Source organism: Paenibacillus sp. JT22N1, assembly GCF_059692155.1.
On sequence record NZ_JCAUAW010000014.1, the window covers coordinates 181607 to 194949 of the forward strand.

General features: G+C 43.6%; 13 protein-coding genes. All 13 read right to left on the reverse strand.

Annotated features, from left to right (window positions below; all coding sequences use genetic code 11):
* Positions 1 to 9: 9 nt before the first annotated feature.
* The 13 genes from AC58UU_RS25945 to AC58UU_RS26005 all read right to left on the reverse strand — a co-directional run bounded on the left by AC58UU_RS25945 (position 10) and on the right by AC58UU_RS26005 (position 13339).
* Positions 10 to 519 carry an A24 family peptidase gene (locus AC58UU_RS25945; RefSeq protein ID WP_497319977.1) on the reverse strand — a complete coding sequence of 170 codons (510 nt, stop codon included), beginning with the start codon at positions 517 to 519 and terminating at the stop codon, positions 10 to 12.
* A gap of 36 nt (positions 520 to 555) precedes the next feature.
* Positions 556 to 1221, reverse strand: coding sequence for a TadE/TadG family type IV pilus assembly protein (locus tag AC58UU_RS25950; protein ID WP_497319979.1), 666 nt, complete (start codon positions 1219 to 1221; stop codon positions 556 to 558).
* 17 nt (positions 1222 to 1238) lie between these two features.
* The gene (locus AC58UU_RS25955) at positions 1239 to 3530 is read right to left on the reverse strand and encodes a TadE/TadG family type IV pilus assembly protein (protein ID WP_497319981.1); all 2292 of its coding nucleotides are present in this window, start codon (positions 3528 to 3530) and stop codon (positions 1239 to 1241) included.
* Positions 3531 to 3544: 14 nt separating this feature from the next.
* Positions 3545 to 4573, reverse strand: coding sequence for a TadE family protein (locus tag AC58UU_RS25960; RefSeq protein ID WP_497319982.1), 1029 nt, complete (start codon positions 4571 to 4573; stop codon positions 3545 to 3547).
* Entirely contained in the window at positions 4539 to 4766 is a 228-nt protein-coding gene (locus AC58UU_RS25965) for a Flp1 family type IVb pilin (protein ID WP_497319983.1), read from the reverse strand. The genes AC58UU_RS25960 and AC58UU_RS25965 overlap by 35 nt, the downstream gene beginning before the upstream one ends.
* A 15-nt stretch (positions 4767 to 4781) precedes the next feature.
* A complete protein-coding gene (locus AC58UU_RS25970) occupies positions 4782 to 5651 on the reverse strand; it encodes a type II secretion system F family protein (protein WP_497319984.1) in 870 nt (289 codons plus the stop codon).
* A gap of 1 nt (position 5652) precedes the next feature.
* Positions 5653 to 6525 (reverse strand): type II secretion system F family protein, encoded by an 873-nt coding sequence (locus AC58UU_RS25975; protein ID WP_497319985.1) that lies wholly within the window; start codon positions 6523 to 6525, stop codon positions 5653 to 5655.
* Entirely contained in the window at positions 6522 to 7784 is a 1263-nt protein-coding gene (locus AC58UU_RS25980) for a TadA family conjugal transfer-associated ATPase (protein WP_497319987.1), read from the reverse strand. The genes AC58UU_RS25975 and AC58UU_RS25980 overlap by 4 nt, the downstream gene beginning before the upstream one ends.
* Positions 7781 to 8896 carry a nucleotide-binding protein gene (locus AC58UU_RS25985; RefSeq protein WP_497319989.1) on the reverse strand — a complete coding sequence of 372 codons (1116 nt, stop codon included), beginning with the start codon at positions 8894 to 8896 and terminating at the stop codon, positions 7781 to 7783. Before AC58UU_RS25985 ends, AC58UU_RS25980 begins: the two co-directional genes overlap by 4 nt.
* 261 nt (positions 8897 to 9157) lie before the next feature.
* The gene (locus AC58UU_RS25990) at positions 9158 to 9670 is read right to left on the reverse strand and encodes an acyl-CoA thioesterase (RefSeq protein WP_057302375.1); all 513 of its coding nucleotides are present in this window, start codon (positions 9668 to 9670) and stop codon (positions 9158 to 9160) included.
* 107 nt (positions 9671 to 9777) lie between these two features.
* The gene (locus tag AC58UU_RS25995; RefSeq protein WP_497320076.1) at positions 9778 to 11418 is read right to left on the reverse strand and encodes a serine/threonine protein kinase; all 1641 of its coding nucleotides are present in this window, start codon (positions 11416 to 11418) and stop codon (positions 9778 to 9780) included.
* A gap of 86 nt (positions 11419 to 11504) precedes the next feature.
* Positions 11505 to 12542, reverse strand: a complete 1038-nt coding sequence (locus AC58UU_RS26000) for an SAM-dependent methyltransferase (RefSeq protein WP_497319991.1) — start codon at positions 12540 to 12542, stop codon at positions 11505 to 11507.
* A 23-nt stretch (positions 12543 to 12565) separates the two neighbouring features.
* On the reverse strand, positions 12566 to 13339 hold the full coding sequence (locus AC58UU_RS26005) for an ABC transporter ATP-binding protein (RefSeq protein WP_497319993.1): 774 nt from the start codon (positions 13337 to 13339) through the stop codon (positions 12566 to 12568).
* Between the last annotated feature and the right edge of the window lie 4 nt (positions 13340 to 13343).

A 13343-nucleotide genomic window follows, 5' to 3' on the forward strand; every position in this document is an offset into this window, starting at 1 on the left:
TCACCTCTCTCATAAAAACGAATAATACCAAGTCAATGCAACGCCCGGTACAACTGCATACATAAACGGAAATTTCATGTTTTTTTGATGTTTCATGCCTAGCAGACTGCCCATGTCTTGACATACAACAAAAGAAACTAGCCATGTGGCAAGTTTATGACCTGTTTTTATCATCTGTTTACGAATAAAGAGTAAGATAAGCCCGATAACGCCAGCACATAAAATGGCATAAAACATAGATTGAAGGACGAATGTAAATCCCATTATCGCCCCAATTGCAGCAAAAAGCTTCACATCACCTGCACCTAGAGCACCAAAAAAATAAAGCAAAAGAAGAGCCGTAAAACCAGTAATTGCACCAATCACAGCAAAAAACACACCGCTCCAACCCTCCGTACATGCGTGGAATATGAAGCCAAACATTGTACCACAGAAAGTAACCTTATTTGGGATTATTGATTTGCGTGCATCTATCACAAATGCAATGGCTATAAGTATAAATAAGATCAAATGAATCAAAGGAAAAAGGTCCCTCCTAAAAGTTTCTTAAGGTTCTTAGGCGCCTATCCATGCCCGCTCAAACGCCTTCTTCTTTAATATTATCGTGTGACTTATAAAAGGCAGCGGAAGCTTATAGGTCATTTGAGCTTCTATTCCAAAAAAAGCATTGCCACCGCTTTCCATACTCGGGAGGGTCACAGAAATGACCTTAAATTTTTCTTTCTTCATGATTGTTTGATTACAAAATGCATAAACAATCGGTGTGAAAGCAGCATGAATGCGCGGTTTAACTTGACTTTCGTAAAGCTCGTCCAGTTCTTCTTGAGCCTTCCCCTCTCCTAATTCACGCTTTTCTTTTTCCCATTTAACAAGCTCCAGGAGTGAATTCGGAATGTAAGCGGCATATTCATCGGCCAGATTCTCAGTGTTCTTCACTTGATCTCGAGCCGTTTGTACACGATCTACAACTGAACTCATCATTTCACCTGAGTGGCTCTGATCAAATTTCGATTTGGCTTCTTGGACAAGAAGCCGTACTGGGTATAATTGACCGGCAACCGACTTTGTTGCCTCCGATACCCCGGCTTGCAGCTCCATTTCTAATACGGCAATCTGAATACATATGATCAGACCAATCACAAAGGCTAAAAAGAAGGGCAGCACCAAAGAAGCCTCCAACACAATGCCGCCTTTCTGCTCATGGTGAAACTTTCGAAGCATAAACAGCCCCCTTTTCTTCAATAAGCTACAGCTGAAGTACTGCTGAATCGGCACCGATTCCCTTGCACTTTACACCCCAGCAGCCCAGTTCCATCTAGCAGCTTCATAATTTGCGGGATAAACCACAACCTTACTTCGCTTGATCCGTTTCCCTGAATATACGTCGTTTCTTGAACCAAATCCTTACCCGTTTCCAGTTCGATAAGTGCCTGCATTCTAGCCATAAGTTTCGTATTTTTACTGTGTAAAAGTAGAAAAATGCGTAAATAGTCTTTGTAGGTCAAACTTAAAGCTGATGTTGTGATTTTCGCAGATAAATCTACCGCTTCACCTTTTGTTAATTTGTTCATGTCTTGAAAAGCTTCCAGCGCGCCTTCCGCGGCAGCCGCCAAGAGCACGAGTAAAGGTGAGCCTATACCGAGCAGCTCTTTTTTCGGATCTAGGAGTGCCTCTACTGTGCGGATCGCCATACGGAATGCAAACATTTCCGCATAGGCAGACGAAATATTAGCAACGCAAGAAGAAAATCCATATAACAGATATTCCACCTCTTGATTGGCCAACTTATGCGAACCTGGATCCACCAGCTCATTGGATAATTTGGGCTGACCTGCAGGGTCTTTTTCCAATCCATATGTGCGGTAATTAAATTTCGTAAGCGCAAATTCATTCACATAAAGCTCATTTCTCATCGATTCCGCTGCGTTATTAAACGCCTCAAGCATCCCCATCGCTTTTAAGCTTACAGGTTCTGATTTCTCTAAATCATAAGCAATCTCGCTGCCAACCATCGTATCTTGAGCATTAGCTTCCCTATACTTTTGGTACAATCCTTTATCCCCTGCTGCTTGTCCGGCATCCCCCTGAAGGCGCTTGTATAGTTCAGTGTCAGTACTTTGAGTATTCGGCAAGCTGCAAGAACCGATTGATTGTTTCGCTTGATCCAAAATGGCTTGAATCTTGTTTTTTTGCTGACGCTTATTCGTTGCCGTTGCCTCATTTTTGTCCATTCTTGTCTTTTCCAAAACACTTTGCTGTTTATTGAATTCACTAGATTCAGAAAAATAAGCATTATTCGCTAGGTTTGCTCTACTTGTATTATCAGATGTGTATAGATATACGGAGTTAACAACTTCTTGGAAAGCAGTAAATAACGCACTAATGCTGGCTATGGCTGTCTGATATCTGTAAAAATAATCATCACCCATAACAGAAACATGTTGAAACACTTCATAGGCACCAGAGGTCCCACCTTGTGTCCCACTTCCCGAACTTTGAGCTATACCATTTAATTTCGTACGTATCTCGTCATTTCGCTGCTTTGCTAATCGTAGAGCTGGTTCAATGGTTTGCTGTAATAGCTGGATTTCTCTTCCGTTAGCCGGCACCTCCAGCTTCGTAGCAGCTAGGAGTGCTGCGTATTTAATGATCAGTTGCAGCAACGCTTCTAGCTCATTTAACTTCTGGGCGAAGACCTGTGCCTGAGACCCTAATATTTGTTTAGAAGCTGCGAGGGATTGTATGCCAGCCACAGCGCCAGGTCCAGCTTGGCTTAGCGCTGCTATTGACATATCCAGATCTCTCATGGAATCTTGAATAGATTTCAGCTGATTTTTCACTTCTACGATTTCGCTTCTCACTTCATCTGCTGTATGAATGCCGATTTGGGCAGCTAATCCGTCTAATTCGGTGATGCGTTTTTGATAATAAGCATGATACTTCGATATTTCTTCAATCAGCTCTTCGCTGTTCTGCCAAGCTTCATCTAGCGCGCTTTCTCTTTGATCAATGAGTTTTTCAAGCTCCGCCGCTTCTTTGGAAAACCGGGACCCAAGCTGAAAAGGGGCTTTCGTCCCGCTTTTCCGAAACTTGTCGGTAATTTCAAGCGTATACTCGATGGGAGCCTTGATCTTCATATCCTCCAGTACCTGCCGCTCAAAAATCGTATGACTTGCCAATGTGTACACCGGGGTAACACGCATGCCATTCTCTACTGGTCTTGTATCCACATAAAGAAATGCTCCTGGCGACACTTGACCTGACAAATTGCTTGCAAAAACCTTTCGGAATAACGCCTCCGTTTCTTCCTGCGAAATGCCAAGACCATAGAGTCCCATCGCTTGCAGCTCTGTATCGTAAGCTGACATAACCGATCGCGCCGCAGCTTTGACCGCTGATTCTGTCTCTTTTTCAGCCAGCTTAATTCTTGCGAAATCAATGAGTACAGCTTGAAATAAGAAAATGGGCACAATGATGAGAATCAGATAGACAGACACTGCACCTCTCTCTGAACGAACAAATTTCCTCAAAAACTCCCCCCTTTCTAATTATGGATGACAACTACAATCCCTTTGCGCTCCAGCTCCTTACGAAATGAATTAGACGGCATTCCTTTGCCGCTAGCATCTTTTTTGAAAAAGTGCCACACGATGCCCTTCACTTGTGTTCTTTGATCAAGGAGCTCTATATCCTTAGGCATTTGCTCGGTGCGAAGCTGAAATTCCGTCATATTGTAAAAAGCTTGATGACCAATACCTCGAGCATCCAGCGCATCAATCGTTCTGCTTTTTCCTGATGTTGTCGTCAAAATGACCTCTGTACCCCCAACCAGTGATTTCAAATAGGCCGCGGCTTGACGCTCTGATTTGATCGACACACTAGGTCCGGACAAGTTATCCTGAATAGGTTCTACGAGTGCTTCTCTAGCCTTTTGAGGGGAAATTCGGCCTTTGATCGCTTTGAAATAAGTACGTGTAATATCCGTTAACCGAATGAGTTCAACAGGCTCTACAACATGTGAAACTGCCCTGCCGGTTGTTTGCTCAGAATCCAACCATCTCTTTAGCTGCTTCGGCATAAGAAACGACTTTTTCAATTTCACCTCAACCTGATGGTCAAAAAGATAGTTAGCGTATTTTGCAGTTCCCGTCACTCCCTGAGGTAGTAATGCTGAGGATTTGGCAAGTTTTTTCTCCACGTGACTACTAGCACTGCCCGAGGGAATAATGACTTCTGTTGTACCACTTCCACTCAGGATTCCGAATAAATCTGTCACACTATCATGTGTAAGTCTCCAATAAAGGCCATCTGTTTCACTGGGGTTATAGTCTCCTGTCACCAAATCTTTATGGCTGTTATTCCACGTAAAGGCAATACGCTCTGCCGCAGTCCTCGCAAGCTGCTGAAGAAATACGTTCTGATACGCATACATACCCACAAAAAGAAGCGTAACCGTACAAAGTAGAATCAGCGGAAATACAAGAGAAGCTTCTAAAGTAAAGCTGCCTTCCTCATTAACACGGAGACTCTGTAAACGCCTATGGCGCACAGCTAGTTGTTGGACTAGGCGCACAAGGAACAACCCCGCTGTTGTCTTTCAAATCAGAGTTGGCATCCCCAATTAACTTCTGAAACCACGAGACAATCCATTTTCTGAAAATGATAGCTATAGCTACAAGCACAGCAACGATCAATAAAATCTCCAAAGTGCCTAATCCTTCTTCATCTTCCCAAAACTGTTTCAGCCAATCTAACGCCATTTTCATCTCTACATACCTCCATTATTGTTTCATCATAAGTAAAGCTGGGGCCGCAACAATGACCATCACGACAACGAAAATAAGAACCATGGGAAATACAAGCTTCGATGAAGCTTCTTCACCTAATGTTCGTGACACCGACTTCCTTCTTTGCCAAAGATCCAACGAGAGTGCGTGAAGCGCGACTACAAAATCGCTACCACCTCGCTTATAGTTCAGCAGAAGAGTAGAAGTAAACAATGACACTTCATGAAGAGCACAGCGTTTGCTGAAATCCTCCATTACTTTTGCAAAAGATACATTCATCTCCAGCTCATGAACGGCTTGTGCCAGTTCTTTATACAGTGGTGTTTGTGCTTTGTGCGGTCGAGCCTCTACACAGCGTATCCACGCTCGATTTACGGTCTCTCCTGCGTTTACGAGCAGCACGATTGTACTTAATATTTCAGGCAATTCAAGGATCATCAGCTGCTGTTTCTTGCGGATTTTCGCATCTAAATCACGTACCATGCTCAAGGGAATAATGGCAGTAGCTAGCAAACCAAACCCGAACAGAGAACTATCTCCTCCGGCCAGAACGGATAACAGAGTTAGGGTCACTAAGCATAAGGTCGATGCTGAGATAAGCTCAGCCAGAAACCATTTGCTTCCATGTGCCGCGAAGCTTCTCCCATGCAGTGTGATTAATTTATGATGTACTTTTGCCGTAAAATCGGGTAATTTTTCCATTAAATTAAGCTTGTCTATGAGCAAGTAGCTGTAAGGCAACAGCAGCTTCAATTGGAACGGATAAGGGTGAGCTTTGATAATCTCAGCATATTGCACTCGCCCCCATAGGAATAAAATAATACAAACGGCAATCTGAGTAATAAATACAATCGTGATCCACATGCTACACCTTGATATTCATGATTTTTTGAGTGAGTACATAGCAAGCACCAAGCAGCACCAAGCTTGCTGACATGATAAGTACACCGCTGCCCGTATAAAGAGGAACCATGTATTCCGGAGAAGAGAACGCTAGCACGGCAACAATGACGATCGGAGCAAAGAGCAGCACCCTCGATTCAAAACGTTTCTGTGCGATCATCACGGATATATCCTGTGAAATTTCAAGCTTTTCCCCAATCACCGTAGCAGTTCGTTTCATCACCTCCACCAGATTGCCCCCCGTCCGCTTGCAAGTTAAGAAAACGTCTGTGAAGCTTTTTATATCTTCTAAATGACTCCGATCCGCTAAATTTTTCAATGCAGCCTCAATGGGCTCCCCATTCTCTACTTTTCGGCAGATAATACTAAATTCAACGACGATCAGGCAAGCTGGGTCTGGATACAGCATTTTCAGATCCTCTAATGCCTCCCTAAACGCTGTTTCAATCGACTTTCCAACCGTCATGGAGGAGGATAGGCAGCTTAGTGCTTGTTTAAACTGTACATACAGTTTGTTTTTACGTAATTGAATTAATTGCTGCTTGCGTATACGGGGAAATGCGAGGCCTACAGCAGCCAATGCTGCAGCAAGAACGAAGCTTTTGTAGAAAATGTAACCTACAACGAACGCTGGTAAGGCAAGCATCAGGATAGCACTTACTTTTTCCTTGGAGGTTAGCTGATAGTGGCTATAGTCAATCAAATGGTTAATTGTAGATGGTTGTTGGATGGTCTGAGATTCAGCTTTCTTAGATGATCCTTTTCTGCGTTCCAAATACAAAAGAAAAAACCAGCTGAAAGCTCCACAAATGAGGAGAAGCAACAAAATCTTCATACTATATCACGCTCTTCCTGAACCTGCGCAAACCACTCTGGCAGCTTCTTGCCAGCCATTCGAATTTTGTGCATGTTGTGCAGTCGATTTCCGGTATATGCGAGCTCACCAATAACCTTACGATCCACCGTCTCGCCTTTTTCATCAAATAGGAAAAGGGGATGCAGTTGGACCTCACCATCCTTCACACCAAGTACTTCATGAATTTCTGTGACTCTACGGGTACGATCACGAATTCTACTTACATGAACCATAACATCTAATGCAGAGGCAATTTGCTTACGGATAACCTCTACAGGAAGTGGGGCACCACTTAGTACCATCGTCTCAAGCCGGCTGAGCATGTCAACGGATGTGTTCGCATGCCCCGTGCTTAAACTTCCGTCATGCCCCGTATTCATCGCAGCTAGCATATCTAGTGCCTCCGCTCCACGAACCTCCCCAACAATAATCCGGTTCGGACGCATTCGCAGCGAAGAACGAATAAGCTCTCGAATCGTGATCTCTCCTTTCCCTTCGGTATTGGCATTTCTGGTTTCCATTCGCACCAAGTTAGGTACAGTTTGTATCTGAAGCTCTGCAGAATCTTCGATCGTAATGATGCGTTCGTGCGGGGGAATCCAAGCACTTAGTGCATTTAGAAATGTCGTCTTCCCTGAACCTGTTCCGCCGCCAATAAAGACATTAAAGCCTGATTCAACCATCACTTGTAAAACTTCTGCTGCCTCCTCCGAAATACTTCCCATACCAATCAGATCCGCCATTAACAGGGGATTTTCCGGGAACTTACGAATCGTCAAGGTCGGCCCACTCAGGGAAGCTGGCGGAAGTACAATGTTTACCCTCGATCCATCAGGAAGACGTGCATCGACGATTGGCGTTGCCTGATTCACAATCCGGTTCACTTTAGAAACAATCATCTGAATGAGATCCTCTAGCTTCTCTGCACTTTCCAATGGATACGGATATCGCTCAACGGCGCCCTTCCTTTCGAAAAAGATGCACTCGTGCCCATTGACCATGATCTCTGTCACGGATGGATCATCGATCAGCGGTTGAAGGATATCCAAGCCCCGAAATGAATCAAAAATTCGCTTTACTAGAGCCTGCATCTCGCTTGAAGTCCAACCGTGCTCTCCTGCTGCGCTGAAAACGGACTCCTCAATAAGTTCAATTAATGTGACATCACTGACCGTACTGGAAAGATCAATCCTCTCCTTAATCTGCTGCTTCAATGTGAGAAACAAATCATGATTCATGAAGCAGCAGCCCCCTCCCTATCCGAAGAAGAATATCCTTTTCCTATTTGTATAGCAGTAAACATGTCATACGTCTGCTCTGAAAATAAGCCAGAGTGCCAGATCTGTTCTGGGGTGCTTATAACTTTCCACTCGGGGATATATGGAAGCTTATACGTTATTTCCTTGCCCAAAACTGAGAAATCATTCGTTTGCTTGCCCGTATATTTATTGATTACGAAATGTACATTCTGCATGGAACCCATTTGCTTCTGGAGTGCCTCTGTTTTATATATATCATTCAAATCGTCCCGCACAATCCAGATGATATGATCACTGACATCCAAACTTTTTACAATTCTCGGATGCACTGTAGCTTCTAAATCAACAATGATAAAGTCATACTCGTTCAACGAGATCAATGATTCTATAAGCAGACGGACATGCTCACCGCTCATTTCTTGCATCTCCCTGATTTGATCTTTGGGAGTCAGATAATCAATTCGCAGCCTAGAATCGTGGGATTTGAGCAGCTGCAGCTTAGGTCCCAATAACTCAGGCGTGCTTTTCATGTAGTATAGAAGCTGTGAAAATCGTCCTAAATCCCCCTGAAGCCATTGAGAGGCTGAACTGACCAACTCCAGGCTGAGATAAAAAACCTGTTCCCCACGAAAAGACAACTGCTTTGCCATGTGAATGGCGGTCATCGTTTTCCCACTATTCCCGCTGCTGCTGTACACAGATAGAACTCTAGTTCTTTTCGTCCCAGGACCCGCATTAAATCTATGCTTTTCCGTATAAAAAGCCTGAAGGCGCGATATTAATTGGTGCAGGGATTGAAAACGATATAAGAACGGAATCTTCGTCTCCGCTTCTTTGGAATTTGCAATCGTTTCACTCAAAATCATTTTGCATAAGGATGTACTCCGATTCATCAAAGAGGGGTAATATGCCTCGGAAAGTAATAAAACACCTTCTAAATGCTGATTCTCAAGCAACTCAATGACCAATTCTATTTTCGAGAAAAGCCTCACTTGAATTCTCTCAGCGAACTCAGAAGATCGTATGAAGGCAGCAAGTCGCTCTGCGTAAACGATGTCATCATCTAAGACGTAAAGTTGAATTTTATTCATTCCTACCTCCCATTCCCTATTTAAGTCATGAAACCATGGCATATACGCCACTGGCGATTAAAACAAAGCTAATAACGGTGAGCACAATGGCAATGCGAATGGTCGTCTCAACTTTCATGCATCAGCCTCCTTCGCGATTCGGAGAAAACAAAAAAAGCACGCGCCGATTGAGGAGATATGATCTCCACGATCAGCGGTGCTTCCGCTTGTCCGATTTAATTTATCCAAATTGTACCACATTTTAACAGAAAATCAATCCTTTTATTCCCAAGGATATTTCATCGTGAAGAAGCTTGCCAGCTTCTTACTTTCAACTCTTCGTAGACGTCTCATTTCTGCTCGGTGTGGCGCCGATTCATGAAGCTTCTTCTCTTCTTCCGTTTCTGGAACCACATCTGGAACTTCAACCGGAACTTTATTGTCATCAAGTGCTACGAATGTTAGGAAAGAGGTTGCGGCAATTTTTCTTGCCCCTGTTTTCAAATCTTCAGTTACGACTTTGACGAAAACCTCCATTGAGCTTTTGCCTGTCCATGTCACGAATGACTCCAAGCAAACCGAGTCTGACGTATGTATGGGCGACAAAAAGTCAACAGAATCTGTTGAGGCTGTCACAACAGACCTTCGGCAATGTTTATGTGCCGCAATCGATGCGATATCATCAATATAGGACATCAGCTTACCACCAAAGAGCGTGTTGTGATTATTTACATCGGTCGGAAAAATTCGTGACGTCTTGAAGCATCTGGATTCTCTAGCAAAGCGTTGTTCCATATGTATTGCCCCCTCTATCTGCATCTAAATGAAATATGAATCATCATAACACAATTAAGGTCGTTTGGTTATAACTTGAGAATCAATTTACAAATTTATTAAAGGGGCTAACTATGCTTTTTGAATCGTGAGAATAATGATTTACTCCCTTTCAAACTGCTTTTTCTGATCGTATCTGCCGGCAGAATTTCTCTAAGTAAAGGGGTCAGAGCATCTTTCAACTTCTCCAAAACATCGGTCTGATCTTGAATACATTCCCCTTTCCAAACAGCACGCATGACTTCAACACGCGGAATTTCAGGTAGGGTGCATAACGGTGCTTCCGGAAGCGAATCTACCCACTCATTCCGGAAATGTCCCGGCATAGTGCCGTTCGCCACATAATGCACCTTTTTACCACGCTGCTGATACGTATCAAATCGATTGAAATGTGCTCGTGAACTTGGGCGATTACACTTTCCGGGAGAGGCGTCTACAATTACAATGATATCATCCGCACTATGGCAAAGCTCTTGAACGGAAGGATCCTCCCAATGCGTAGATACGTCCCAGATGACGATTGGTTTTTTTATCATATGTAGAAGTTTGAAGGAATCGGCAGGATGCCATGAGCTTTGAAACCCCTCAGGATGAAGGGGGACCCATGTTGTAAAACCGTTGAACCATGATGAAATCGTTGCAGACGTTTGGTCACTAATAAGATTAGACGCGAATTGGTAATCCTTAGGAGCCTTGCTATCGCCGTAAAGGAGCATATACAAATCAGGTTCAATTGTTGGCTGCTCAACTAGCGCGTTTGGAATGTGCATGGAATGAAGAATTCTTGCCAGTGTAATCGCCATGAATGTCGCACCTACACCAGCAAATAAACCGCCAATAACAATTAATTTATCATTTGTTGAAGTGGTATATGGTGTGTGCAAATTTAGAGCTTCTGGGGCTGCTGCTGATTCGGAATAGATGGAACGAAGTCTCATTTTTACTTCCATGGCAGATTGACAACGGTTTTGCGGGTGCTCTTGCAGGAGTAATCGTACGGTGGAGGTTAAGGCTTCTGGTAAATCTGGACGTATCTGTTCCAACGGTTTTTGGGTGATATACGCATACTGGCCGCCCGATAATAAGTAATACAGCATGGAGCCGAGTGTAAATAAATCAGTGCGTGCATCGGTTTGTAAGCCCAAGAACTGCTCGGGAGCCGCAAAGCCAATCGTACCCATTTGCATGGTGTCGGATTGTTTACCGTGTTTGAAGTGTCGGGCAACGCCAAAATCGATTAATCGGACTTGGTTCTGCTCATTCAACATCACATTGGAAGGCTTGAGATCGCGGTAAATAATCGGACGAGGTTGAAACGTGTGCAAATAGTGAAGTAAATCGCACAGCTGAAAGGCCATATGAACAATTTTCGCAACGGGAAGCTCGCGGCCCTTTTCTTCGAATAAATCTTGCAACGTTGGCCCTTGAATATAATCCATTACTAAGAAGCCTTTTCCATCCTCGGTTGTAAAATAATCAACTAACTGCGGCAGTTGAGGGTGCTGGAGCCTAGCGAGCATTTCCGCTTCTTCCAGGAAGAGAGTCATATCATCGGCTTCTAAAGGCAAGCATTCTTTCACTGCCCATTTCTTCCCTTTCAGCTTCAAATCTTCTGCTAAATAAACATGACTCATTCCACCTTGACCGAGCAAATCTTCAATTCGATATCTTCCTCCAATACACGTTCCAATCAAGCTTTGTTTACCCATCAATAAATAAATGACCCCCTTATCAGGTAAGATTTACCTTGATTATAAGAGGGTCTTCTTTAAAAATCTACATTTTTTTCCACATTCTACGTCTTTTGCAAATAAAGTGTCAATTCTTCCCGATTGTGAAACAATTGTTTGGCTTTAAGCAGGAAGAGAGTTGGCTCCAAAATCTTCAAAACATCACGAACCGTTTGGAACGGTTTTTTGTGCATGAGTTTGACCGTGATGATTGCCGTTCCCCCACTTTGTAAGGAATAGAGTAAATCCGCGACTAAACGACCCATTTGACGTGGATCCCAGCTCATATCGCAGACAAGCAAATCAAACTCATTTTCCCTCAGCTTTACTTCGCCAGCATTTTTTTTAAGAATCGTGAGAAGTCGGTTGCCTTGAAGTCTAGGACTCATGGATGCAGGGTCAATAGCCGTAACACGCAAGCCACGTTCCAAAAGTAACGATGTCCATCCACCAGGCGCCGCGCCAATATCTAGTGCCGTACGAGCAACACTGAAATCAATACCGAATCGTTGTTCCGCTTCCAAAAGCTTGAATTTGGCACGCGAGATTTGATCCTCTTCCTTCATAAATCGGATCGCACCGCCTGACCAATCAGACAAATTGTCGGCAGGCTTGGATAGCCCCACGAATAGCTTCTTGGCGCTAATATACACGGAAATGATTTGATCCGCATATCGAACTACGGGCTCGGACTGAATCTCCGAAACCAATATTTCATCTAAAGCTGCCTTAACGGTGAAAGGTGCATAAGGTACATCCGCCCGCTCTTCTTTACGCACTTGGGTGGCTATTTTCTCGCCTGAACTAATAAGCCCTGAAGAAATGGCTTCTCTTAACCACGCCTTGAGATGTTCGATATCCGCATCCGTACGGCTCAAATCCCAGTCTTGACTGACAGGCTGAACATGTCTAAGAAACATAGGCTCCTGTTCTTTAAGCGTTGTGATCGTATCTTCTGTACCCTCAGGCACTTCAAATAAAAACACCTCTGTCGGCACCAACAAATTAAACTTAGTTAACGGAAATAATTTACGAATTTCATCTTGTGCATATTGAGCGAACCCGTGATTCGAGGTACCAATGTATGTCGTTAAGTGTGTCATAGCCGCATCCTTTATGTAATCTACTATCTTGATTCAATAACCTTAATCCATGGTCGTTCTTGGAACCATTCCAACGTGATATCGATCCCAAAAGCTCGATGAATATGTTCCGGAGTCAGTACCTCTTCTTTGCGCCCTGCAGCAATGATTTCACCTTGTTCAATGATAGCAACATGCGTAAATAAAGGGATTATTTCTTCAATATGATGAGTCACATATACGACCGTAATGTTTTGCTTGCTGAGGTCGTTGACATCTGTAAGAAAACGTTCTCTCTCGTATAAATCTAGACCAGCCGCTGGTTCGTCCATAATGAGAATGGAAGGCTTCATCATGAGCGATCTGGCAAGCATGACTTTTTTACGTTCTCCTTGCGAAAGACTTCCTAAAGGCTGATGAGCCAAATGAGGAATGCGAACACGCTCCAACATGACTAGAGCACGATCTTTCACCTCTTGCGGTATTTCCTGATAAAACCGTAAATAGGCATATTCACCAGTAGCGACAACCTCGAGGACAGGGTCACTCAGGTTCAATTTTTCGAATAAAGATTGTGAAATATAGCCGATTTTTTTGCGAACTTCCCTCACATCACATTGACCATATCGATTGCCCAGCACGTCTACCGTTCCCCGACTCGGGAACTCGTATCCATTCATCATTTCAAGCAATGTTGTCTTTCCTGAACCATTACGGCCTAACAATACCCAGTGTTCACCTGGCTGAATGTGTACATTCACATCCTGTAAAATATGGCGTTCTTCTCTAATAAAATGAATACCGGATAAATGGATCATTTGC